This is a genomic window from Peribacillus sp. FSL K6-1552 (assembly GCF_038005205.1).
In the GTDB taxonomy this organism is placed as follows: Bacteria; Bacillota; Bacilli; order Bacillales; family DSM-1321; genus Peribacillus; species Peribacillus butanolivorans.
The window spans coordinates 5,114,987-5,139,682 of sequence record NZ_JBBOST010000001.1; the positions used below are offsets into that span (position 1 = coordinate 5,114,987).

A 24,696-nucleotide genomic window follows, 5' to 3' on the forward strand; every position below is an offset into this window, starting at 1 on the left:
TTACTGCATCACAGCTTGCTTTGTGGTTTTTTTATCTTGAACGGCATTTGCTTGAAATGCACTCATAACCGCTTCTTCGTCCGTTAGACCTGCATGCTTTTGCTCTTCGATACTTTTCATCATCCGTTTGTAATCTTTTGGAATGACTTTTACAAATTTCTTAACGAAATCGTCCCAATTCTCCAGTACATAAGAAGCTTTGGCGCTCTCTGTATAATGTAGATGGCTATGGAGCATTTCCTTTACTTCATTCACATCATTTATATCCTCAAGTGTCTCGAATTCTATCATTTCTACATTGCATAATGCCTTAAATTCTTCTGCATTATCTGCAAGTACATAAGCGATACCGCCTGACATACCTGCAGCAAAGTTTTTGCCGACATCCCCTAGAATTACCACTCGTCCGCCTGTCATATACTCACAGCCGTGGTCGCCGATTCCTTCAACAACGACATTGACACCGCTGTTCCTAACCGCAAAGCGTTCTCCAGCACGTCCATTAATGTATGCTTCGCCGCTTGTTGCGCCGTATAAGGCGATATTTCCGGCAATGACATTATCTCCTGCTTCAATCTGATTACCAGTTGGTGCCGTGACAATGATTTTACCGCCGGATAAACCTTTCCCAACATAGTCATTGACATCGCCTGTCAAATACATCGACATGCCTTTGGGAATGAATGCACCAAAACTTTGCCCTGCTGATCCTGTGAAACGGAGTGTAATCGTATCTTCAGGCAACCCTTCTTCTCCATAACGTTTGGATACCTCACTACCGACAATCGTTCCGACTACACGGTTCACGTTCGTAATCGGGAAGCTAACATCCACTTGGGTTTGATCATCTAAAGCAGGTTGCACAACCGGTAAGATCTCCCGAATATCTAAGGATTCTTCAATTTTATGATTTTGAGGACGTTGGAAAGTACGAATGCCCTCTGGTTGGAAAAGAAGTGTCGTTAAGTCCAGATGTTTAGCTTTCCAATGCTTTTGAGCGCGTTCACTCACTTGTAAAACATCTGTGCGGCCAACCATTTCCTCCAATGTTCTAAAACCAAGCTCAGCCATTGTGTCACGAACTTCCTCAGCGATGAAGCGCATGAAATTTACAACATGATCCGGATCTCCTGCAAATTTACTGCGGAGCTCAGGATTTTGCGTGGCAACTCCGACCGGACATGTATCCAAATGGCAAGCACGCATCATTACACATCCAAGGACAACAAGTGGTGCAGTTGCAAAACCAAACTCTTCCGCCCCAAGGATCGCTGCCATAACTACATCGCGTCCCGTCATTAACTTTCCATCTGTCTCAAGGATTACACGACTACGCAGGCCGTTCAGCATCAACGTTTGGTGTGCTTCTGCAAGGCCTAGCTCCCAAGGAAGACCTGTATGTTTAATACTCGTTTTAGGGGAAGCACCTGTACCGCCGTCATATCCACTGATAACAATAACATCTGCAGCACCCTTGGCCACACCTGCTGCGATCGTGCCAACACCTGCTTTAGAAACAAGCTTGACGCTGATCCGTGCATCGCGATTTGCATTTTTCAAATCATGAATTAACTGTGCCAAATCTTCAATCGAGTAGATATCATGATGTGGTGGTGGTGAAATCAGACCAACACCCGGTGTAGAGCCACGAACTTCAGCAACCCACGGATAGACTTTGTTCCCCGGCAGCTGACCACCTTCACCTGGCTTCGCACCTTGCGCCATTTTAATTTGAAGCTCATCTGCATTGACAAGGTAATGACTTTTCACACCAAAACGCCCAGATGCAATTTGCTTAATCCCACTGCGGCGGTTATCACCGTTTTCATCCAATTGATAACGGCTTGGATGTTCTCCGCCTTCACCGCTATTGCTTTTTCCGCCTAAACGGTTCATCGCAATCGCTAATGTTTCATGTGCTTCCTGACTCAAAGAGCCAAATGACATCGCCCCTGTTTTAAATCGGCTGACGATGGATTCTACGGATTCCACTTCATCTATAGAGATACTTTGGCGCTTCTGATCGAATGAGAATAAATTACGTAAAAACCCGAGTCTCTCTTCATTCGCCAAGTTTGAATATTGTTTAAATAAACTGTAGTCACCTTTTCTGCAAGCCCATTGAAGTGTATGAATCGTTTTGGGGTTGAAAGCATGATGTTCCCCTGTTTTTCTCCACTGAAAGTCACTTCCGCTTTCAAGCGTCTGATCATAAGAATCTGCTGCAGCATTTTGGTGACGAATTAACGCTTCTTCTGCGATAGTTTCTAGCTCAATCCCGCTAAGCTGTGAAGCCGTACCACTGAAATAACGTTCAATCACATCTGCACTGATTCCTACCGCTTCGAAAATTTGAGCTCCGCGATAACTTTGAATCGTTGAAATACCCATTTTCGACATCACTTTTACGATGCCTTCTGTTAAGGAGCGAACGTATTTGTTTACCGTTTCTTCGTAGCTGATGGATAAACTGCCTTCTGATACAGCCTGCTTGTATGTTTCAAAGGCAAGATACGGATAAATGGCATCTACCCCATACCCGATAAGTGCCGCAAAGTGATGCACTTCCCTTGTTTCTCCTGTTTCAACGATAATGCTCACTTTCGTACGATTTCCATGACGAATAAGCTCTTGATGAAGGGCGCTCGCAGCCAATAAGGAAGGTATAGCAGCCTTTTCTTTGCTCATATTTTTGTCAGACAAAATTAAGAGACTAACGCCTTCAGCAATCGCTTGTTCCGCTTCACGGCAGATTCGATCCAGTTCGCTCTCTAAATCTTCTGAAAATAGAGTTTGAATGACCTTGCTTTTGAATTCCGGATATACATTTTCTTTTAGCTGCTTCATCTGACCTGGCGTCAAAACAGGTGAATCCAATTGAATCCGGCGGCTGTTTGTTTCATTTGGATTCAGAAGATCTCCTTCCGCACCTAAGAAAGTCATCGTTGACGTGACAATTTGCTCACGAAGCGAATCGATTGGCGGATTGGTTACCTGTGCAAAGGATTGCTTGAAATAGTTGAATAACGATTGCGGACGGTCAGATAAGACCGCAAGCGGGATGTCATTCCCCATGGAACCTAATGGATCTTTACCTTCCTTAATAACCGGCAGTAGATATTTTTGAACATCTTCATACGTATAGCCAAACGCTTTTTGTCGGAAAAGTAAATCAGACAACAGTTCCTCTTCAACCACTTGTTCTTCGTTATTTAATTGAACAAGCTGCTCGTCCAGCCATTGCTGGTAGGGATATTCCTGTGCCATTTCGGATTTGATTTCTTCATCTGAAATAATGCGGCCTTCCTCTAAATCTAGTAAAAGCATTCTACCTGGGCTTAAACGCTCTTTATATAATACATTCTCCGGCTCCACATCGATCACGCCGACTTCAGAGGAGAAAATGATGTAATCATCTTTGGTCACATAATATCGTGCTGGTCTTAAACCATTACGATCTAAAATGGCTCCAATTTGTTTCCCGTTCGTAAAGGAAATCGCCGTTGGACCATCCCATGGTTCCATCAGCATGCTATGATATTCGTAAAAAGCCTTCTTTTCCTTCGTCATATGTGGGTTTTCCGTCCATGGTTCAGGAATAAGCATCATGGCTGCATGCGCCGGTTTCCGACCTGCAAGTACGAAGAACTCAAGTGCATTATCAAGAATCGAAGAATCACTTCCATCTATATCTAATATAGGAAGGACCTTTTGCAAATCATCTCCAAATGCTTCTGAAACAAACTGCTGTTCACGCGCTTTCATCCAATTTACATTTCCTCTAAGCGTATTGATTTCACCATTATGAATCAGGTAACGGTTTGGATGTGCCCGTTCCCAACTTGGAAATGTATTTGTACTGAAGCGGGAATGCACTAAAGCAAAAGCCGACACAAAATCCTCTTGTTGTAGATCAAGATAAAAAGCATCTACCTGCTCTGGTGTCAACAATCCTTTGTACACAATCGTAGTACTTGAAAAACTAGCAAAATAAAAACGATTACCACGTTCACGAGCCCAGTTTTCAGCTTGTTTTCTAATAATGAATAGTTTACGTTCAAAAGCTAAATCGTCGGATATCTCCTCACTAGCCCCAATGAATACTTGGCGGATCGTCGGACATGTCTCCTTGCCGACCTCTCCGATTTTTGCTACATCGACGGGAACCGTTCTCCAGCCTAAAAGCGTTTGTCCCTCTTGTTCTATAAATGCATTTAGACGTGCTTCAATCTCATTCCGTTCCAAATCATTGTTTGAGAAAAAGAGCATCCCCACACCATAGCGCCCTTTAGCTGGCAAATTCATTTCCGGGCATGCCAGTCTGAAGTATTTATCAGGAATTTGCACCATTAATCCTGCGCCATCTCCTGTAAGGGGATCGCTTCCTTGTCCTCCACGATGATCTAATTGACACAGCATCTTTAGTCCTTGTTTGACGATGTCATGTGTAGCAAGCCCTTTTAAATGAGCGTATAAACCGATCCCACATGCATCATGTTCAAATTCAGGATGGTAGAGACCTTGTGCCTTTGGTATTTGATTGTATGTCATATTAATCGCCCCCATCGTATTCTTATACCGTTATTTCACTTACATTTAATTCTAGGTTTTCAAATCAATATAAACAATATATAATTCTATTAAAATCTATCTCATATTGAGATGGATGAATGGAGGATGAATAAATGGAACTACGTCAATTACGTTATTTTGTTGAAGTCGCTGAAAGAGAACATGTCTCTGAAGCCGCAGCGCACCTGCATATCGCACAATCAGCAATCAGCCGGCAGATCGCCAGACTAGAAGAAGAACTTGGGGTCCTTTTATTTGAAAAAGCAGGCCGTAATATTCAGCTAACTCCTATTGGTAAAATATTCTTAACTCATGCAAAAACGGCAATAAAGGCGATAGAATATGCAAAAGATCAAATAGAAGAATTTTTAGACCCTGAACATGGAACAATTAAGATCGGCTTTCCTACAAGTCTCTCCACCCAATTATTACCTACCGTTATTTCCGCATTTAAAGATGAGCAGCCGAATATCGGGTTCCACTTAAGACAGGGTTCGTATTCCGCATTAAAGGAAGCTGTCAAAAACCGCGAAATCGGATTAGCCTTTCTTGGCCCAGTTCCAACACAAGATCCAGATATCGAAGGCCATATTTTATTCACAGAAAACATTTCTGCTTTACTTCCCATCTCTCATCCATTAGCTGATAAGAAGAGTTTGCGACTTAGCGACTTACGAGACGTTCCATTCGTATTGTTTCCAAAAGGATATATTCTCCATAGCATTGCGATCGATGCATGCAAGCAAGCAGGATTCACACCGATCATTGCCTCAGAAGGTGAAGATATGGATTCCATAAAAGGACTCGTATCAGCCGGAATCGGAGTCAGTCTTCTACCTGACAGTACCTTTTATGAAGTAATTCCCAGACTAACTGTAAAAATCCCGATTGATACACCTGACGTCAAGCGGACAGTTGGTATCATCACACCTAAAAACAGGGATTTGGCTCCTTCCGAAAAAGTATTTTACCAGTTTGTCAAAAAGTTTTTCTCGATTCTAGAGCAGTACCAATAATTATTCCAGAATAATATAAATGAATGATACTTACTCAATGCATAGCTCTTGCATAGCCTATTTCCACTTCAATATTGAGAGTATATTGAAAATGGATTAAATATGTGATTGAAATGATGGAACTTTTGAAAAATCACCCTTCTTCCAAAACTAGCAATTTCGTCAATTGGATTAATGTTCAGTAGATCAGTGTGATTGAGTTAAATGGCTGGGTCCAGTAGTTTCAATAGCAAACTATGGGACAGATGAGCTCCATTAATATGTTATAATATTAAATAATTGTTTATTATTGGATTACGAATTAAATTTAGGGAGGGGAAAATAATAAAAAAAGTTATTCTATCAATCATGATATCCCTGCTCTCATTTTCTTTAGTTGCCTGTAAGAATGCTGATCCGAAATCTGAGAATTCTCTTTCTGTTTCTAAGTTGACCGAAAGAGAAAAGTCCATCCTTACGAATACAAGTGAACACTCCTTTCTTATCGATTTTGATGTTGATGATACATATAAGAAGATGTCCGTTTGGGTCGAAAAATATGAAGCTGGCAAACTTGTTGAAGATGAAATGGGCCTCATGACAACTGGGATTAAAGATAATGGTACGATCATCTTTACAACATCAAAAACGCCCGAAAAACAAAATCTATCGATGTTTAATATCAGTATTCAAAGCGATGATGGTGTGTCTACAGCTACTTATTTAGAAAAGATTGAAGAGAAAGATTCCATCGTAACCGACAGTATTGAAACGATAAATATGCTGAATAAAAACAAGCTCGTATTAGCGAGTATTTGCTATTCAAGCGGACATGGAAGCATGCACTCTCTTTCTACGGATTTTTATAATGATATGGATAGTCACATAAACGAATTAAAAGATTACGATGTTGTCTATCTTCTGAGAAGTGAATTTACTAAATAAGCTTTTTAGATCTGAATCTAAGGGTATCTAAGATGTTCATTAGCCATGTTCTTTCATTCGTTCCCCCTAAAGGTTAGATTATTAACTTTAAAAGTTTTCGTATAGGTTATTTCTATTTCTATTGATTAAATTTACTTCTACCATACAGTTCGAGATTCTATCCTCCCTTATACAGAGAAAAAAGACAGCATCCTCGGCTGTCTTTTTTTAATATCTAATAATTGTTATTCTTCAACTTCTATCGTAAATCTATAGGCAGTTTCAGCCATGAAAAAATTATTTTCATTTTTATTCTTAGTTGGGTCAGGTATTATAAAACTTGTAAATTCATATAGTCCTGGTTTATTTGGTGACTCTTTGCTGAAGTAGAAGCTACAGCACGGGGTTTTAGACCAATTGGGTTTGAACCTGAAAGTTTAGCATGTCCTACTGATTCACTTATTTCACCAGATGCTGAGTAAGTTGAGGATTCATCTAAGATAGGTTTGTGACAAATTTTCAACATCTTTAAAAAGTCTATTGAAGTAAAAGATATCTAAGTGTAATCTTTTAAAATAAAAAAATAGAAAGAAGATTTTTAAATTGAAGAAGCTCATCCTTTTCTTTGCAGCAGTAGTCATTGTAAGCTCTCTCGGACATCAAATAAACGGCGGATATAATGACCCCCGTAAATCCCGTCCTAGATATCATATAAAATAATGAATCTTGCTTTAATCAGTTTGATTCCTAATGCCTTTTGATAAAAGGCACAAAAAAAACGCCCTGAACTATATCCCGAATTTTTGACACATGGGTTATTTCAAAGGTCATGTCAATAACCCACTTGGTATGCGCTTGATGCAGAAAACTAAATGTAGTGAAAGAGAATATCAAAAAACAATATGTCTAAATTTTTGCTTTCTCAATAGTTTTTTGTATTTCAAATGGAATTAACTAGTATGACATTGATATTTTTGTCTTTATATCATTTGTAATAGAAGGGTATAAACAGTAACGCAACCCAAACAAAAAACAGCCGTTTAACATAAATGTTAAACGGCTTTACTTTTTATTTTTTATGCTTCTTAACCGTTACTTTTGCTGCTTTACTTGTATTGCCAGCTTTATCTTTTGCTGAGACATATAATACAGAACCTGCTTTTTTCTTGCTGATTTTAACAGAGAATTTTCCATTTTTATCAGCTTTAGCTGTGCCGATATTTTTATCTTGATACTTCACCGTAACAGTTGAACCGATTTCCGCTTTACCAGTTACGTTAGTGGATTTATCGTTTACTTCATTCACTTTCGGTGCACTTGGAGCTGTTTTATCTTTAACAGTTACTTTTGCTGCTTTCCCTGTATTGCCAGCTTTATCTTTAGCTGAGACGTATAATACAGAACTTGCCTTTTTCTTGCTAATTTTAATAGAGAATTTTCCATTTTTATCAGCGTTAGCTGTGCCGATATTTTTATTTTGGTACTTCACCGTAACAGTCGAACCGATTTCCGCTTTACCAGTTACGTTGGTGGATTTGTCGTTTACTTCGTTCACTTTCGGTGCACTTGGAGCTGTTTTATCAATTACAGTCACGGTTGCTGCTTTACTTTCACGTTTTGCCAAGTCTGTAGCTGTGATTGAAAGCTTAGTCCCCGCTTTTTGTTTGCTGATTTTTACTTTAAAATTCCCCTTGCTATCCGTGTTGCCTGAACCAATTACTTTTTTTGCATTATTTTTGATTGTGATTTTCATGTCGGCTTGCGATTGACCAGTTACATACGTATCTTTGTCACTGACAGCCTTAACAGTTGGCTTATTAGGTGTTTCACCCTTCTTCACAAACACTTTGATTGAAGAGACTGCTAGTTTGGAAGAATCAGATATATTCACAGTAAGAAGTTGACTTGCTTTTTGGACTGGAATCTTAATACTGAACGTTCCATTGGCTGCAGCTGTCGTTTTACCAAGCGTTTGCTTTCCATTTTTCACTTCGATTGTCGAACCTTTTTTTGCTGATCCTGCAATTTTTGTTTGCGTATCAATTAATGGATTAACTTTAGCTTGTAAATCCACTGTACTAAGTGCACTATAAGCATTCAGTCTTCCAAATCCCGATACGATATCTTTTCCAATAGGTAATTCTTCTACTGGGTATTGGATTTCTCCTTCCTCAGGTTCGTAGTCCTCATACGGATCTACATTATCTTCTTCTTCAAAGGCAACATATTCGGATGTCTCGTGAAGAATTTCTCTTACATCATTTAATTTCAAACCAGGATTCCCGGATAATAACAAGGCAGTAGTTGCCGCAACATGAGGAGCTGCCATTGATGTACCATCCATGTAGGTAACATTCCCATTCGGTACAAGGCTTGGAATGCCTGTCCCTGGAGCAACCATGTCTAATTTCGCGCCATAATTAGAATAATCCGATACTAAATCAAGGGCATTGGTTGCACCGACGGAAATGACATATTTAGAAGATGCAGGATAAGAAAGATCTTCCACCCCATCATTACCGCTTGCTACGACAACCATTACATTTTTGGCAGCAGCATCTTTCAAAGCATGTTCAATTGTTCTGCTGTATTCTCCACCTAAGCTAAGATTTATCACCTTGGCGCCATGGTCCACAGCATATTTAATGCCTAATGCAATTTTCTCCATGTCTCCATATCCTGAAGAATCGAGAACCTTTACAGGCATGATTTTAGCTACTGGATTAATTCCTTGCATGGAATACCCATTATCAGCTTTGGCCGCGATAATCCCAGAAACATGGGTACCATGACCATTGTCATCAACGGCATTTCCTTTTTTATCAATGAAGTTCTTACCTAAATCCATGCGAACTGTATCTTTCAAATCCGCCAGGGAATCATCAACACCTGTGTCGACAACCGCTACTAATGTATCCTTTAAATTACGTTTCTTAATAAGGTTTTGCAGTTTTTCGTTATCGATGTCTGCTCCCTTAAAGCCCTCTTCTCCACCGGGGTTATTTAAAGACCATTGATACGGTGACTGAATATCGGCTGAAAGTGCTTTGTACGTTTTAACCGCTTCGATATATTCCACTTCTGGAAGTTTCTCAATATTCGATAGAGCTGCTGTGCTCATTTTAGCTTGATTCTTTAACTCAACAACGTACATATCATCATACAGAACCTCTTGTTTCTTAGGTGTCGATAATGTTCCATATCCTTTTCCTTGTACCTTGGATTGGACTGAACTTAAAGACTTCCCAGGTTTAAGTTTGACAATATATTTGTTCTTTGTATTCTTCGAAGTTGGAAGTTCAATTCCTGCTTTGCTTGCGATATCGACGATTCTCTCACCTGCAAGCTTATCAAGGTTGATTTTCTTTGCAATGCTGTTCATTTCTTTTTTCAATCCAGCTGGAGCGACGTCTGCTGTCTTATTAAATAATGCTTTAATCGCTTCTTGCTGTTTGTTGCTAATGACTGCCGTACTGCTTACTCCATTTTCATTAAGATCCTCAATTAGAGGCTTAAGGACGACTAAATGATTATAGACAGCTTCTCTAGACGTTTTATTACTAGCCAAATGAAGAGCTAGGAATGGAGAGGCTTTATAGTATAAAGATGAAAGGCTACGTCCCTCAGATGACTTTGTGAGAACTTCGTCTCTAAACACGCGAAGTGTTTTCAACATAGATTCTCCCGTTTTCTTATCGGTTACGCTTACCTCAACTGGGCATGATTCGAGATCCATCTCTTCGTCCCCAGCGGATGGCGGCAGCGTTACAGAATGAGCATTGATAGAGTATTCAGCTTCATTTTTAGCTTCTGGTATAGGATTTCCCTCTTCATCCATTTCACCAAAATATTCAACTTTAACATAATACGTGCCTTCCCAAGCATATGGGAAATCCACAACAGCCTTTTCATCAGGATAAGCAGAGGCCATGTAATTACTCTCATCTTGTTCTGCTTTTTCTTTATCTTGATAAACGGAAATATTCAAGATTTGCTCCGAATTGACTTCGAACTCAATATGGGAGAATTTTTGTATTTCTTCTTCTGTCGGTTTAATTTGGTACCATTGAACATCCGGTTTTTCAAACTTCCCGACTATAGTATCTCCATTTTTAATTGGTTTTACGTTCTCAATGGGTGATACAGGATTTGGTGCAGCCTGAGATTTTTGTGGAACCATCAAGCTGAAAATCAGTGCAAAAATAAGTACAAACGCTGTAAATCGACTTACACTCTTAAATTTCACGGTTTCGCCTCCAATAAATAGTAAAAAATTACATCACTATACCAAACTATCATACTGTAAAATATTATCAACCAATTTTTTCCCTTTTTCATAAAAAATGCTTGATATTACTGAACAATTTGCTGAAAAATGGTTCACATGTACCAATTAGCAACCTCTAAATATCCAAAAACAGTATTTTTCTCAAAAATATTAAATGAAATTCACTTAGGCACCCAATAACTAGTTGATGATTTCAAAATCTGATATTTAAACCGGAAATCGACTTTTATCATAGAAATCACAAAATATATCGAATTTCAGTCTTATTTCTGCTCATGAAAAAAGCTGACCCTGCACAAGACATGCGGGCCAGCTCTCAACTATTTAGTTTGCGACAATGTTGACTAGTTTTCCTGGTACAGCAATGACTTTACGGATGGTTTTGCCATCAATTTGTTCTTTGATGGAGTCGTCGCCCATCGCAATTTCTTCTAGTTTTTCTTTCGTTGTGTCAGTAGGAACCATTAATTTGGCTTTGACTTTTCCGTTGATTTGGATGACGATTTCAACTTCGTTGTCGACTAGCTTAGCTTCGTCAAACGCTGGCCATGTTCCGTATGTGATGCTTTCAGAATGGCCAAGTTTAGACCAAAGTTCTTCGGCGATATGCGGTGCAACTGGTGCAAGCAATTTCACGAAGCCTTCGATATATACTTTAGGAAGCGAATCTGCTTTGTAGGCATCATTGATAAATACCATCAGCTGTGAAATCGCCGTATTGAATTTCAATTCTTCATAGTTCTCGGTCACTTTTTTTACCGTTTGATGATACACTTTTTCAAGCTTTCCGCTGTCATCAGTATCAGCCATTTTATCTGTAATCGTGCCGTCTTCGCTAATTAGTAAACGCCAGATACGATCAAGGAATCGGCGCGAACCGTCCAATCCGTTTGTCGACCAAGCAATGGAAGCGTCCAATGGTCCCATGAACATTTCGTACATACGAAGTGTATCGGCACCATGGCTTTCAACGATGTCATCTGGGTTTACGACATTGCCCTTTGATTTACTCATTTTTTCATTATTCTCTCCAAGGATCATTCCTTGGTTGAATAGGTTTTGGAAAGGTTCACTCGTTGGTACGATACCGATATCGTACAAGAATTTATGCCAGAAGCGAGCGTACAATAAGTGAAGAACTGCATGCTCAGCACCGCCAATATAAATGTCGACTGGCATCCATTCTTTTAATTTTTCCGGATCTGCAAGTGCTTCAGTGTTGTCCGGATCAATATAACGAAGGAAGTACCAGCTGCTACCTGCCCATTGTGGCATTGTATTCGTCTCACGGCGGCCTTTACGTCCGTTTTCATCCGTTACATTCACCCATTCCGCAATGTTCGCAAGCGGTGATTCACCAGTGCCTGAAGGCTTGATGTCAGTTGCTTTCGGTAAAATCAATGGTAGTTCTTCTTCTTTCACCGCGGACATCGTGCCATCTTCCCAATGGATGATTGGAATCGGTTCACCCCAGTAACGTTGGCGGCTGAATAACCAGTCGCGAAGACGGTACGTGATTTTTTTCGTGCCGATTTCTTTTTCTTCCAGCCATTTGATCATGGTTGAAATGCCTTCTTCTTTATTCAATCCATCTAGGAATTCAGAATTCACATGAAGACCGTCGCCTGTGTATGCTTCTTTTGTCACATCTCCACCAGCTACAACTTCCTTAATTGGCAATTCGAATTTAACAGCAAATTCATAATCACGTTCATCATGCGCAGGTACGGCCATGATAGCACCCGTTCCGTAGCTGATTAACACGTAATCAGCAATCCAGATCGGCATTTTCTCGCCATTGACTGGATTTATTGCATAAGCCCCTGTGAACACACCTGATTTATCTTTTGCCAAGTCTGTTCTTTCCAAGTCGCTTTTATGTTTCACTTCATCTAAATAAGCGTCAACTGCAGATCTTTGTTCAGTAGTCGTAATTTTATCAACAAATGAATGCTCTGGAGCCAATACAGCATACGTTGCACCGAATAAAGTATCCGGACGAGTCGTAAACACCGTGAATGTTTCATCGTGGCCATCGATATTGAACGTCACTTCCGCTCCCTCAGAACGGCCAATCCAGTTACGTTGCATATCCTTAATGTTCTCCGGCCAATCCACATCATTCAAATCGTCGATTAAACGGTCTGCATAAGCTGTGATTCGAAGCATCCACTGCTTCATCGGACGGCGCTCAACCGGATGGCCTCCACGCTCACTTTTTCCATCGATGACTTCTTCGTTAGCCAAAACCGTGCCAAGTGCCGGACACCAGTTCACAGCTACTTCATCAATATAAGCAAGACCCTTTTCATATAATTTCAAGAAGATCCATTGCGTCCATTTATAATATTCAGGGTCGGTCGTGTTGATTTCGCGGTCCCAGTCATAAGAGAAACCAAGCGCCTTGATTTGACGGCGGAATGTGTTGATGTTGTGTTCCGTAAATTCCGCTGGGTCATTCCCCGTATCAATCGCATACTGCTCTGCCGGAAGTCCAAAAGCATCCCAACCGATTGGATGTAACACATTATATCCCTGCGCCCGTTTCATTCTTGCTAAAATATCGCTTGCCGTATAACCTTCAGGATGCCCAACATGAAGACCCGCTCCTGATGGATATGGGAACATATCAAGCGCGTAGAATTTACGTTTTCCGCTCTCTTCCCCTGTTTTAAATGTCTTATTGCCTTCCCAATACTGTTGCCATTTCGTTTCTATACTTCTATGGTCAAAACTCATTTGATTTCCTCCTAATTTCCGTATAAAAAAACAATAAAAAAACCCCTCATCCCAAATAGGGACGAGAGGATTATGTATATCTTCCCGCGGTACCACCCACATTGGCGATACTTAAAAAACCGCCCAGCTCAAACATCCGTAACATGGATTAAACGCCAGGCATTACTATTACCTTCACACCTGTAACTCCAAGGCGAGTTCACAATCATTCCAGGTTGACTTGCACCATCCGTCAACTCTCTATACTGGTTCTAATCGCTACTGCTCCTCATCATAGTCTTTATGAGAATATTTGATTATATTACATTCTAGTCAATTTTACCGATAATTGCAATAGCCGTTCACCAACATTATCAACAGGTTTCTCATTATATATGCATATTTGAGAAAAATCGTTCGAAAATAAATAGGGGGCTATGCATCCATAGCCCCCATTCTTACTTTAATGACGCAGTAAAATCATCTCATTTTTCAATTGATTCAACTGCTGTTGCATCCGAGCAAGCATATCTCGTTGTTGGGCATTTGAGCTTGCATATAATCTTTCCATGTCCGTCAATGCCTCTTCGATATACCTTTGCGAATTCTGAAACTCTTCATCTTCATAATGCTCCTGCCGTGAGGCCTCGTTAAATTCAAACTCTGCAAATCGGAGAGCTCCTTCACATTGCTCTAAAAAATGATCAACGGATTGTCTGGTTGCCATTTAAAACCCTCTCCTTCGCGTCTCATTTGGATGATTCGGAATCATCTCGATTAGTTTGAGCAAATAACGAGTGGATTATCAGTTTTTTTGAGGAATCATTATTTATCCCAAAATTTCTCTCCTTGATGGGAAATAAACTGATCAATCCATTCGGCAAAGCCCATATGGAGTTTCTCGCCTTCTTCAAAATCGTCGATATGTCCTTTTACCATTAAATAATTCTTATCGCCTTTCGCAACGGCTTCCCCATCAATCACGATATTATCTTGATAGATGCAGGCAACCTTATAACATCCTTCGTAGGAGTCTTCATATGTGTAATTAATAATATCATCCAGGCTGTATAAATCATTTTCTCCCCCGGATTCAAGGTTATCGAACAGACGGCATCCATTCGTTATTTTCAAAAATTCTTTATAATCATCGGGCAGCAGCAATCCAGTTTTCTGTTCAAAGGAATGAATTTGTTCGTCCGAGGCAGGTGAATTGAAGGTACAAGTGGCTTTATATATAAACCCATCTTCATTTACTTCGATCACCTGATTATTTTCGGCTAATTTCTTTTTCATTTGATTAATTGCTTCTTCAACTTGACCAGTCATGTCCCATCAGCTCCCGATTGGATTTATCATTCACTAGATATACTGGCATTAGTAGCCAATGTTTAACCTTCAAGTATTCATTATACGCTTATTTTCAGAAAAAAGACCTAGCTGCCAGAATGTTGTATAATATATGTTGCGCTTTATTATTCTTAGGAGGTTGCTGACTTGAATCAAGCAAACCCGTTTATATATGCATCGGATAACAAACGATATCATACTTGGAATTATCACTTACGCAATCACTTTGGACATAAAGTTTTTAAGGTTGCTCTAGACGGCGGTTTTGACTGTCCGAACCGTGATGGCACCGTCGCACATGGAGGCTGTAGCTTCTGCAGTGTCTCTGGATCGGGAGACTTTGCAGGTAACCGCGTTGAACCGCTCGATGTCCAGTTTAAGAAAGTCAGTGAACGAATGCATCATAAATGGAAAGACGGAAAGTATATGGCCTATTTCCAAGCGTTCACGAATACGCATGCACCCGTGGCAGAGCTTCGTGAAAAATACGAAAGCGTACTGACTCAAGAGGGTGTCGTCGGCCTCTCCATTGCGACACGGCCGGACTGTCTGCCAGATGATGTAGTCGAATATTTAGCGGAACTGAACGAGCGCACTTACCTCTGGGTGGAGCTTGGCCTGCAGACCGTTCATGAAAAAACCGCCACGATGATCAACCGTGCTCATGATTTTGATTGCTACAAAGAAGGCGTTGATAAACTGCGCAAACATGGCATTCGAGTTTGCTCCCACATCATTAATGGCCTTCCTCAAGAAGACTACGAAATGATGATGGAAACAGCTCGTGAAGTCGCGAAACTAGATGTGCAGGGCATTAAGATTCACTTACTTCATCTATTAAAAGGGACGCCCATGGTCAAGCAATATGAAAAGGGCCTGCTTGAATTTCTTGACCGTGACGATTATGTCAATCTTGTTTGTGATCAGTTGGAAATAATCCCTCCTGAAATGATCGTTCACCGCATAACTGGAGACGGTCCGATTGATTTGATGATTGGCCCGATGTGGAGCGTCAATAAATGGGATGTATTGAATGCCATTGATGCCGAATTGAAACGCCGCAACAGCTGGCAGGGGAAAAATTATCATATGGAGGTACCATCACGATGAAGCTGGATCGCATTTTGCCATTCGCAAAACTTCTGCTTGAAAAAGCAGTTCAACCCGGGGACATTACCGTTGACGGCACTATGGGCAACGGCTTTGACACTGTCTTTCTTGCAGGACTAACTGGTGAAAAAGGGCATGTCTATAGTTTTGACATTCAAGAAGATGCCATTCAAATCACAGCAGCCAAACTGAAGGCTGAAAGTATGCATGAACGCTGCACTCTCGTTCATGACGGACACGAGCAGATGAACAAATACATCAGCAAAGAACATTTTGGGAATATTACTGGAGCTATTTTTAACCTGGGCTACCTTCCTGGTGGAGACAAATCAATCGTCACCCAAGCTAATACAACGATATCTGCAATTGAACAGCTGTTCGAAATGATGGCTCCAGAAGGTATCATCATCCTCGTCATCTATCACGGTCATCCAGAAGGTGCTACGGAACGGGACGCATTATTACACTATGTTCAGGATCTCCCTCAGCAAAAAGCCCATGTCCTGAAATATGACTTCATTAATCAAACCAATAATCCGCCATTCATAGTGGCAATTGAAAAGAGATAACCACAATTAACACCGTTCATTAAAACGGTGTTTTTCATATTCATCGAAAATCATTCCCATGTGTTATGAGTAAGCAATAGTGCACATGTTACAGGGCAAGCCAGTGACTATTACCAAAAAATATGATTTTTTTCCTCTTTGTTAAAGCAAACTTCCTGATAAGAATGAACAAAAAAAGCAGTCATTACTAAATTCGCTCTAGATTACATTTACTTTGAACACCTTTCCCCTTAGATAGGTTGAGATATATTCACCCCCTTGTTAAAGGGATACTATTCTTATTGCAAACAAATCATCTTAAAATATTACCAAACAGAACTTTTTGAATTTTTAGTCTATAACTATTATAATGATTAAAAACAGATAAGTAGGTGCAGAAAAATGGAACATTTGTCGACTGCAATACTGACAGATATATTGACTGAAAAAATCAAACGAGACACAAGTGAAGAATATGGAGAATTTGTCAGCTCCCTTAACTCATTAACAGAGAAACAAACAACGGTAGAAGACCTGAAACAGTTTGAAAATCATTTTGATAAATTCCTGCCTCAACTCGATTTAGTGATTTCCACTCAAGGACATGAAGAGATCATGAATATGAAGGCGACCCTCTTAGACCTATTCGCGAATGACTTAAGCTTCAAATCAATTTACCTTTTGTCTGTTGCCTTATCCAATAAAAAAGAACTTACACACTTGAACCAATTTATGTATCCGGTTACTTATTGGGCACCCGTCATTAAGTCGAACGAATTACTTACAAACGCTGGATAAAACAAAAAAGCTGCTGATAATCGCTTCAGCAGCTTTTTATATTTATCCAGCAGTATGTACCTTCAAACAACATACCCTAATATTTTTAAACGATTTTCAACAAAACTCAATGCGTATTGGAATACGTCATCCCGCTCTGGTTCGTTGAAGATTTCGTGATAAAGTTTTGGCCATTCTTTGTATTGTTTTTCACTAGCCAAGTTATAATTAAACCACTCACGAACCGCCTTTTTATTCACGATTCGGTCATCTCCGCCTTGCATCAACAAAAGAGGCACATCCTGAAATTCAGGAATCTCTTCAAAGGCATCCTTCATAGCCTGTGCAAGCTCACGATACCAGCGAATCGAAACCTTTGTAATGTATAATGTATCATTTTTATCTGATTCACGGACTTCAGAACTTCTCGTAGCCATTTCAGGTGTTAAGCCGGAATCGACTCTGAACTTAGGCATCACGAGGTTCAAACCATGCGAAATGGCTGTTAAGAACTTGCGGGGCTTCGTCACGAGGCCCAGACATGGTGAAGATAAAATCACCCCTGCAATGTCCCACTCTTCTTCCTGAAGTAAGCGTATCGAAATCAAACCACCCATGCTGTGTCCAAGCAAAAAGACTGGCAGCGAATATTCGAAGGCATCTTCTATCCAGCTTTTTACTTCGTCTAAATATTCGTCAAAGGAATCGATATGTCCCCGGTAGGCACGAGTTGTCATCCCCTGCCCAGGAAGGTCGCCCATGACAACATGATATCCGGCTGAAAGCCACATTTGCGTTACCCACTTATATCGGCCGTGATGCTCCATTGCCCCATGAATGATGACAATGACGCCTTTTGCGTCTCCTTCTGTCTCCCATTTCCACATTCGAAATCCCCCTTTCACTTTTCTCTTGTTGTATACGATCAAAGATAGCTGAAAAATAATATATATAAATTATAACCATATTCATGATTTTCGACAAAAAGGAACTCTAACAAGTTCTACATTTTTATTATAAATAGCCAAGTCTATTTACATACGGTATATTAAAATAATACATAAAAACATCTACTTCGGAAAGGAAATGATTAAAAATGATTATTTATCCATTTAAAGGTAAAGAACCTGAAATCTCTGAAAGCGCTTATATTGCTGAAAATGCAGTCGTGACAGGTGATGTGAAAATCGGCGACGAAACGTCAATCTGGTTTAATACCGTTATACGTGGCGACGTAGCCCCTACTATAATCGGTAATAAAGTAAGTGTACAAGATAACAGCGTTCTTCACCAAAGTCCAAATAATCCATTAATTATCGAGGACGAAGTAACCATCGGCCATCAGGTTATTTTACATAGCTGTAAAGTTCGTAAAGGAGCTCTAATCGGCATGGGCTCGATTGTACTTGATGCAGCAGAAATCGGGGAAGGAGCTTTTATCGGTGCTGGAAGTCTTGTTCCCCAAGGCAAAGTCATACCACCAAACACATTGGCATTCGGCCGTCCAGCTAAAGTCGTACGCGAAATTAACGATGAAGATCGCAAGGATATGGAACGTATCGTCCGAGAATATGCTGAAAAAGGACAATACTATAAACATGCAGAACGCATTAAATAATTCATGTAAACTCACGAGTAAACTTGCATAATTCACGAGTAAACTTGCATAATTCACGAGTAAACACTAAAACTCACGAGTAAAACTACATAATTCACGAGTAAAACACTAAAACTCACGAGTAAAACTACATAATTCACGAGTAAAAAACTAAATGGCTGGTTTAAATAGGATTTCTTGAATTATTCCCTCTGTCGACAAATTTAATCCATTTCACAATTGAAAAAGGTGCCTCGCTAGTTGCGAGGCACCTTTTACTTTTATTTGATTACGCTTGTGCTTTTAAAATCTCAGCTTTATCTGTGCGTTCCCAAGGAAGATCAACATCTGTACGGCCAAAGTGTCCGTAAGCAGCTGTTTGTTTGTAGATTGGGCGACGAAGATCAAGCATTTTGATGATACCAGCTGGACGCAGGTCGAAGTTAGCGCGTACTAGATCAACTAGTACTTCTTCGCTTACTGTTCCTGTTCCGAATGTATCAATCGAGATTGATACAGGCTCTGCCACACCAATTGCGTATGCCAATTGTACTTCCGCTTTGTCAGCAAGGCCAGCAGCTACGATGTTTTTCGCAACGTAACGAGCAGCGTATGCCGCAGAACGGTCAACTTTTGTAGCATCTTTACCGGAGAATGCACCGCCACCGTGACGAGCGTATCCGCCGTACGTATCAACAATGATTTTACGTCCAGTAAGACCAGCATCCCCTTGAGGTCCGCCAATTACAAAACGGCCAGTTGGGTTAATGAAGTACTTAGTCCCAGCATCGATTAATTCAGCTGGTACAACTGCTTTAATCACATGTTCTTTTAAGTCAGCTTGAATTTGCTCAAGAGTTACTTCTGGATCATGTTGTGTTGAAATAACAATTGTGTCAACTCTTACAGGTTGATTATTTTCATCATACTCCACCGTTACCTGTGTTTTACCATCAGGACGTAAGTAAGCAAGCGTTTCTTCTTTACGAACTTGAGACAAGCGGAATGAAAGTTTATGAGCTAATGAAATCGGAAGTGGCATAAGCTCTTCTGTTTCATTGCAAGCAAAACCGAACATAAGCCCTTGGTCCCCTGCACCGATTGCATCGATTTCTTCATCTGACATAGTTCCTTCACGAGCTTCCAACGCTTTGTCTACGCCAGCTGCGATATCAGCAGATTGCTCATCAATAGAACTCAATACGGCACAAGTTTCAGCATCGAAACCGTATTTCGCACGTGTGTAACCAATTCCTGCAATCGTATCACGAACGATACGTGGAATATCCACATAAGCGGACGTTGTAATTTCACCAGCAACAAGTACAAGACCTGTTGTTACACTTGTTTCACACGCAACACGTGCATTTGCATCCTTAGCAAGGATAGCATCTAAAATGGAATCTGAAATCTGATCACAAATCTTGTCCGGATGGCCCTCTGTAACAGATTCAGAAGTAAATAGACGTTTCTTTGACATCATATTTCCTCCTTGGAAGTTAGTATGTTGTAGGCAAAAGCCTGATTTTTTACGGAACTCGTTTTCCCTTATTAGCTTCAACTATAGACACAGAATTACTAAAAAACACAAAAACCTTCCCTGGCAAATGAGGAAAGGTTTAAAATTCTGTCATCTATCCTTTCACTCTTATCGTTCAAGGGTTTTTTACCTTGCTCAGGTTAGCACCATCACCACTATTCCTTGAAGAACTATCGCTTTATTTTCGGCGATTGATCTTGGAGTCAAGTTCAATATGGCAGGTTGCTGGGTTTCAAAGGGCCTGTCCCTCCACCAACTCGGGATAAGAGAATCCGTACAATTTAAGATATTATCGTATTTGGTCGGATTCTGTCAATGCTTTTCGAAAAAGAACATTTTTCCCCATCACAGCTTTCACGAAAAAAAATGTGCTAATGCTCTGTCATTATTGGATTTTCGATGTAGAAAACAAACGAAAATGTAGAAAATTACCATAGATATAAGAACTTGAAAAAGCGGACTTCGAACCGCATAATAACTTTTTAGGATTTTGCCTTTTGATGTAATAGCAAGTTGTTCTATTCTTAATTTCTTCCTATTAAATAAAAGAATCAAACCTTTTTTATATTCCTGAAACGAGACCCATTCGATCAAGATTCTAATCTTGATAATGGGCTTTCTTCCTAATTACACCACCCAGTTCAGATTCCTCCATTCAAGTATATGCAGGAACCCGTACTCGGTTCATAACGCATTTTAAAAAATGATTAAGGAAACCATATAAAAAATATCACAAAAAAAAATAAATAGTATAGACTATTTAAGTGAATGTGTTATACTAATTGTAATATAAAAACTTAAAACAAAGGAAGGTACCTCATATATGAATTCTGTAGATGTTTCTAATGAGTTACACCAATTATTGGCAGGAAATAATGTGCAAACTCAACTTTCAGTTCCCCAATTGGTTGAAAAAGTATTAAGCAGAAACGAAGGCGTTTTGACATCAACTGGCGCAGTAAAAGCTGAAACAGGCAAATATACTGGCCGTTCACCTAAAGATAAATATATCGTAGACGAAGCTTCTGTGAAAGACAAAGTAGATTGGGGTTCCGTAAACCAACCAATCTCTGAAGAAGTATTCAATAAACTATATAATAAAGTAGTTGACTACCTAAAAGCAAAAGAAGAGATCTTTGTTTTCAAAGGTTTCGCCGGCGCGGACGAAACATCACGTCTTCCCATCCAAGTTGTAAATGAATATGCTTGGCATAATCTTTTCGCTCACACTTTGTTCATCCGTCCAAATGAAGAAGAACTAAGAGGTCACGAATCAGAATTCACGATTCTTTCTGCACCTAATTTCAAAGCAGATCCAGAAGTGGACGGAACTCAATCCGAAACATTCATCATCGTGTCATTTGAACGCCGTACTATCTTAATCGGTGGAACGGAATATGCAGGTGAAATGAAAAAATCGATCTTCTCAATCATGAACTACCTACTTCCAGAGGCTGGAATACTTCCAATGCATTGCTCTGCTAACGTAGGACGTGAAGGAGATGTCGCTTTATTCTTCGGACTGTCTGGTACTGGTAAAACAACTTTATCTGCAGACACTAATCGCAAACTGATTGGTGATGACGAGCACGGCTGGTCTTCTAACGGTGTATTCAACATCGAAGGCGGCTGCTATGCAAAAACAATTAACCTTTCACGTGAAAAAGAACCGCAAATTTTCGATGCCATCCGTTTCGGTGCCGTATTGGAAAACGTAGTTGTTGATCCGGAAACACGTGAAGCAAACTACGATGATAGTTCATTAACAGAAAACACTCGTGCTGCATACCAAATGCAAGCGATTGATAACATCGTGAACCCAAGTATCGCAGGACACCCAAATACAATCATTTTCTTAACTGCTGATGCTTCAGGCGTACTGCCTCCAATCAGCAAACTTTCTAAAGAACAAGCAATGTTCCATTTCCTAAGTGGGTACACAAGTAAATTGGCTGGTACTGAAAGAGGAGTAACTTCACCAGAAGCTACATTCTCAACATGCTTCGGTTCACCATTCTTACCTCTTCCTGCTACACGCTATGCTGAAATGCTTGGAGATAAAATTGACGAGCACAGCGCAAAAGTATACCTTGTCAACACTGGATGGACTGGCGGTGCATACGGAACTGGTAGCCGTATGAAACTTGCTTACACTCGTGCGATGGTACAAGCAGCACTTGAAGGCGAATTAGCAAACATCGAGACAATCAAAGACGATATCTTCGGTTTGGATATTCCACTTCATGTTCCTGGTGTTCCTGACGAAGTGCTTCAACCAATCAAGACTTGGGCAGATCCTGCTGCATATAAACAAACAGCAACAGCTCTTGCTGCTCAATTCCGTGCAAACTTTAAAAAATTCGGAAACGTTCCAAGTGAAATTGAAGAACTTGGCGGACCGACTGCTTAATCTTAATAAATAGAAAACAAAAGGACCAAGCGAAACTTGCTTGGTCCTTTCTTTATAAACTGACTAATCTAAACGATAAATCGACCATCACGATCTCACTCCTGTAAAAGCCACATTAACCTGAAGCGCCAGTATTTTTGAATTAAAAACAGCCAAGAGGCTGTCACCTATGTTCCAGCTGGTGTCTTATCCCCTTTGTTTCACAAAAGCCCAGACAAAGGTCTCCTGAGCCAAATCCTCTACATCCTGTTTGCCAATATAATAAACTAGAAAGTTCATCATACTTTTTTCATACGTATGATTCCACTCCCTCTTGGTCCGCCACCTATAAATAGGGAGAAGGTGGCGCCAGGCCAACCAATTCTGCTCTTCCCATGTCCCATAGGAAGTCATATTTACAGAACATATAATAATTATCCGATCCCTATTATTATTTCAAATGATTTTTTTAACATGTTGTACAACTCTAAAGGGTGCTGACTGAGTCAACACCCTTTAGATCCCTATCATATCCGGCCTTGCAGAATCGGTTGTTTATTAGATAATCATTTTTTTCCTTACTTCTTTCAAATGTTCTGTTTTATATTCGAATACATTGCCTAAGTTGGCAATTTGGATGTTATGTTTATTAGCATCAATGCAATTCCGAGTATCCAAAATCATTTTATGAGCCATCTTGTTCGATAGTTTGTCATAATCCATTTCTTTAAATTCATTATGATCGGTTAAGACAAGAATCAGGTCGGCATCTTTTACAGCGTCTTCGACAGAAACGACTGGCATTTTCCCAGATTGGACATGTGGGTCATGCAAGGATACTTCCACCTGATCCATGCTCATTAGGATATTTACAACATCAATGGCTGGGCTTTCACGGATATCATCTACATTTCCTTTGTAGGCAAGTCCAAAAACCGCTACCTTTGGTTTACGGATCCCCTCAAGTAACATCCTGACACAATTGACGATATAATACGGCATCGAAACGTTCGTGTCGCGGGCTAATTTGATGATTCTAGCTGTCTCAGGAGCTTTAGCGACAATGAAATAAGGATCGACCGCGAGACAATGTCCACCTACCCCTGGTCCTGGTTGATGAATATTTACACGTGGATGCTTATTTGCCATTGATATGACATCCAATACATTGATATCCAATTCGAAGCAAACTTTAGCCAACTCATTCGCAAGAGCAATATTCACATCACGGAAAGTATTTTCCATCAGCTTGGACATTTCAGCCGTTTTCGCATCCGTACGAATGATTTCCCCTTTAACGAAAGTTTCATAGACAAGACTTCCTTTGTAGGAGCAGGCTTCTGTGATGCCGCCGACGATTCGGTTATTATGCACCAATTCTTCTAGTATTCTCCCTGGCAAGACACGTTCCGGACAATGTACGAGAAAGATGTCTTGCCCGATCGTTAGCCCTGTCATCTCAATCAATGGCTTGATATGATCATCCATGCTCCTTGGTGCAATCGTCGATTCGATAATGATGACATTTCCCTTCTGAACAAAAGGAAGGATCCTTGAAGTTGCTTGCATAACATAGGTAAGATCACAGGATTGGTGTTGATCTTCATTGTTTGGAGTTGGGACCGCAATGATGAAGACATCCGCAGACTCCGGATTCAAGGTAGCACGAAATCTTTTAGCATCTAGCACTTCATTTAACACTTCGTCTAGTCCAGGTTCTTCAATATGGAGCTTTCCATTATTCAATTTAGTAATAACATCAGGATGGATATCCACGCCAACAACATCTACACCGTGTTTTGCGAACATTAAAGATGTTGGAAGTCCTATATAACCTAGTCCCATTGTACATAATTTCATAATAACCACTCCTCATCATATTTTCTTC

15 protein-coding genes, 1 riboswitch and 1 other annotated feature are annotated in these 24,696 nt (G+C 40.2%); of the genes, 7 read left to right on the forward strand and 8 right to left on the reverse strand.

From position 1 onward, the window contains the following. The gene (gene gltB, locus NST21_RS24490; protein WP_340891843.1) at positions 1-4,551 is read right to left on the reverse strand and encodes a glutamate synthase large subunit; all 4,551 of its coding nucleotides are present in this window, start codon (positions 4,549-4,551) and stop codon (positions 1-3) included. Between the two features lie 134 nt (positions 4,552-4,685). Between gltB and NST21_RS24495 the strand changes: the two genes are divergently transcribed. Next, on the forward strand, positions 4,686-5,588 hold the full coding sequence (locus NST21_RS24495) for a LysR family transcriptional regulator (protein WP_340891845.1): 903 nt from the start codon (positions 4,686-4,688) through the stop codon (positions 5,586-5,588). A 348-nt stretch (positions 5,589-5,936) separates the two neighbouring features. Continuing rightward, entirely contained in the window at positions 5,937-6,512 is a 576-nt protein-coding gene (locus tag NST21_RS24500) for a hypothetical protein (protein WP_340891846.1), read from the forward strand. Positions 6,513-7,560: 1,048 nt separating this feature from the next. On the opposite strand, the gene NST21_RS24505 is transcribed toward NST21_RS24500, so the two are convergent. From NST21_RS24505 to NST21_RS24520, 4 genes are all read right to left on the reverse strand, one after another. After that, complete coding sequence (locus NST21_RS24505) at positions 7,561-10,737, reverse strand: S8 family peptidase (protein WP_340891848.1); 3,177 nt, start codon at positions 10,735-10,737, stop codon at positions 7,561-7,563. A gap of 366 nt (positions 10,738-11,103) precedes the next feature. Then, positions 11,104-13,518 carry a leucine--tRNA ligase gene (leuS, locus tag NST21_RS24510; RefSeq protein WP_340891849.1) on the reverse strand — a complete coding sequence of 805 codons (2,415 nt, stop codon included), beginning with the start codon at positions 13,516-13,518 and terminating at the stop codon, positions 11,104-11,106. Positions 13,519-13,572: 54 nt separating this feature from the next. Next, positions 13,573-13,802, reverse strand: a binding site (T-box leader). A gap of 158 nt (positions 13,803-13,960) precedes the next feature. Further along, positions 13,961-14,224: a DUF2524 family protein gene (locus tag NST21_RS24515; protein WP_328116385.1), complete on the reverse strand. Its 264-nt coding sequence runs from the start codon at positions 14,222-14,224 to the stop codon at positions 13,961-13,963. A 98-nt stretch (positions 14,225-14,322) separates the two neighbouring features. After that, a complete protein-coding gene (locus tag NST21_RS24520) occupies positions 14,323-14,826 on the reverse strand; it encodes an SMI1/KNR4 family protein (protein WP_056521164.1) in 504 nt (167 codons plus the stop codon). A 168-nt stretch (positions 14,827-14,994) separates the two neighbouring features. On the opposite strand from NST21_RS24520, the gene NST21_RS24525 reads away from it, so the two are divergent. The 3 genes from NST21_RS24525 to NST21_RS24535 all read left to right on the forward strand — a co-directional run bounded on the left by NST21_RS24525 (position 14,995) and on the right by NST21_RS24535 (position 17,303). Further along, positions 14,995-15,957: a TIGR01212 family radical SAM protein gene (locus NST21_RS24525; protein ID WP_252432133.1), complete on the forward strand. Its 963-nt coding sequence runs from the start codon at positions 14,995-14,997 to the stop codon at positions 15,955-15,957. Next, entirely contained in the window at positions 15,954-16,526 is a 573-nt protein-coding gene (locus NST21_RS24530; protein ID WP_057215376.1) for a tRNA (mnm(5)s(2)U34)-methyltransferase, read from the forward strand. The genes NST21_RS24525 and NST21_RS24530 overlap by 4 nt, the downstream gene beginning before the upstream one ends. 381 nt (positions 16,527-16,907) lie before the next feature. Next, positions 16,908-17,303 carry a hypothetical protein gene (locus tag NST21_RS24535; protein WP_340891853.1) on the forward strand — a complete coding sequence of 132 codons (396 nt, stop codon included), beginning with the start codon at positions 16,908-16,910 and terminating at the stop codon, positions 17,301-17,303. A gap of 62 nt (positions 17,304-17,365) precedes the next feature. Here NST21_RS24535 and NST21_RS24540 read toward each other — a convergent pair whose 3' ends face one another. Next, a complete protein-coding gene (locus NST21_RS24540; RefSeq protein WP_056521178.1) occupies positions 17,366-18,169 on the reverse strand; it encodes an alpha/beta hydrolase in 804 nt (267 codons plus the stop codon). Between the two features lie 212 nt (positions 18,170-18,381). Between NST21_RS24540 and NST21_RS24545 the strand changes: the two genes are divergently transcribed. Next, positions 18,382-18,900, forward strand: a complete 519-nt coding sequence (locus NST21_RS24545) for a gamma carbonic anhydrase (RefSeq protein ID WP_056521272.1) — start codon at positions 18,382-18,384, stop codon at positions 18,898-18,900. Positions 18,901-19,168: 268 nt separating this feature from the next. On the opposite strand, the gene metK is transcribed toward NST21_RS24545, so the two are convergent. Next, positions 19,169-20,362, reverse strand: a complete 1,194-nt coding sequence (gene metK, locus NST21_RS24550) for a methionine adenosyltransferase (RefSeq protein ID WP_340891856.1) — start codon at positions 20,360-20,362, stop codon at positions 19,169-19,171. Between the two features lie 162 nt (positions 20,363-20,524). Then, positions 20,525-20,688: riboswitch (SAM riboswitch) on the reverse strand. A gap of 554 nt (positions 20,689-21,242) precedes the next feature. On the opposite strand from metK, the gene pckA reads away from it, so the two are divergent. Next, the gene (pckA, locus tag NST21_RS24555; protein ID WP_201186987.1) at positions 21,243-22,829 is read left to right on the forward strand and encodes a phosphoenolpyruvate carboxykinase (ATP); all 1,587 of its coding nucleotides are present in this window, start codon (positions 21,243-21,245) and stop codon (positions 22,827-22,829) included. A gap of 537 nt (positions 22,830-23,366) precedes the next feature. Here the strand turns inward: pckA and NST21_RS24560 are convergent. Further along, positions 23,367-24,668 carry a nucleotide sugar dehydrogenase gene (locus NST21_RS24560; RefSeq protein ID WP_340891859.1) on the reverse strand — a complete coding sequence of 434 codons (1,302 nt, stop codon included), beginning with the start codon at positions 24,666-24,668 and terminating at the stop codon, positions 23,367-23,369. Positions 24,669-24,696: the final 28 nt, after the last annotated feature.

What these genes read in the sequence shown, in the direction of transcription:
- gltB (WP_340891843.1), bottom strand. Translation starts at nt 4,551, where the DNA reads ATGACATACAATCAAATACCAAAGGCACAAGGTCTCTACCATCCTGAA.
- NST21_RS24495 (WP_340891845.1), top strand. Translation starts at nt 4,686, where the DNA reads ATGGAACTACGTCAATTACGTTATTTTGTTGAAGTCGCTGAAAGAGAA.
- NST21_RS24500 (WP_340891846.1), top strand. Translation starts at nt 5,937, where the DNA reads ATGATATCCCTGCTCTCATTTTCTTTAGTTGCCTGTAAGAATGCTGAT.
- leuS (WP_340891849.1), bottom strand. Translation starts at nt 13,518, where the DNA reads ATGAGTTTTGACCATAGAAGTATAGAAACGAAATGGCAACAGTATTGG.
- NST21_RS24515 (WP_328116385.1), bottom strand. Translation starts at nt 14,224, where the DNA reads ATGGCAACCAGACAATCCGTTGATCATTTTTTAGAGCAATGTGAAGGA.
- NST21_RS24520 (WP_056521164.1), bottom strand. Translation starts at nt 14,826, where the DNA reads ATGACTGGTCAAGTTGAAGAAGCAATTAATCAAATGAAAAAGAAATTA.
- NST21_RS24530 (WP_057215376.1), top strand. Translation starts at nt 15,954, where the DNA reads ATGAAGCTGGATCGCATTTTGCCATTCGCAAAACTTCTGCTTGAAAAA.
- NST21_RS24535 (WP_340891853.1), top strand. Translation starts at nt 16,908, where the DNA reads ATGGAACATTTGTCGACTGCAATACTGACAGATATATTGACTGAAAAA.
- NST21_RS24540 (WP_056521178.1), bottom strand. Translation starts at nt 18,169, where the DNA reads ATGTGGAAATGGGAGACAGAAGGAGACGCAAAAGGCGTCATTGTCATC.
- metK (WP_340891856.1), bottom strand. Translation starts at nt 20,362, where the DNA reads ATGATGTCAAAGAAACGTCTATTTACTTCTGAATCTGTTACAGAGGGC.
- pckA (WP_201186987.1), top strand. Translation starts at nt 21,243, where the DNA reads ATGAATTCTGTAGATGTTTCTAATGAGTTACACCAATTATTGGCAGGA.
- NST21_RS24560 (WP_340891859.1), bottom strand. Translation starts at nt 24,668, where the DNA reads ATGAAATTATGTACAATGGGACTAGGTTATATAGGACTTCCAACATCT.